Origin of the sequence: Fulvivirga aurantia (assembly GCF_009711475.1) — a bacterium.
Taxonomy (GTDB): Bacteria; Bacteroidota; Bacteroidia; order Cytophagales; family Cyclobacteriaceae; genus Fulvivirga; species Fulvivirga aurantia.
In genome coordinates this window covers 1-669 of record NZ_SMMD01000135.1, presented here as the reverse complement: position 1 = coordinate 669, position 669 = coordinate 1, and the positions used below count along the sequence as shown (strand labels likewise).

Annotated in this window: 1 protein-coding gene; it reads right to left on the bottom strand. The window is 35.9% G+C overall.

Features of this window, described 5'->3' with window-relative positions; all coding sequences use genetic code 11:
* Positions 1-8 precede the first annotated feature (8 nt).
* Positions 9-669: prolyl oligopeptidase family serine peptidase (locus E1176_RS00345; protein ID WP_155208609.1), on the bottom strand; the 661-nt coding region annotated here is incomplete at its 5' end.

Here is a 669-nt window from a genome sequence, read left to right as displayed (position 1 = left end):
GTCTCCAGTTAGTAGAAATCAATATTTAACTGATTAAAAAGGAAATAGTATTTGTATAGTTCTAAATCAATATAGTCCTCTATTGTTAAGGCTCCACCATGTCCCGAACCATTGGAAACATACATACTATAAAGACTTGATGGATCACCATTTTCCTGAAGCGATGCAAGGAATTTATATGTATGAAAAGGAGGGACTCTATCATCGTTTGCTCCTGTTATCAGAAGTGTGTTTGGATATTTTGTGCCTTTACGCACGTTGTGAAAAGGACTATAGCTGCGTAGGTTATGATAGTCAGTTTTTGAGTTTGGAGATCCAAATTCTAATAAATTTGTATTCACTCCTCCAACAGTGTACTTACTCATTCTCAACATATCATAAGGGCCTGCATTGGCTATTGCCAATTTGAATAATTCAGGTCTTTGAGTAATGGCTGCTCCTATTATTAAAGCTCCATGTGAAGCTCCACTTATTGCTAATTTTTCTGGACTTGTATATTTCTCACTTATTAGATATTCCGCAGAGGCTATAAAATCATCAATTGCATTTTGTTTATTAAATCGCCTACCTTGTATAGCCCAATTAGATCCATGCACTCCACCTCCTCTAATATTTGGAACGGCTATTATACCCCCATGAAGCAAAAATAAAGCATTGCCTTCCTTAAAA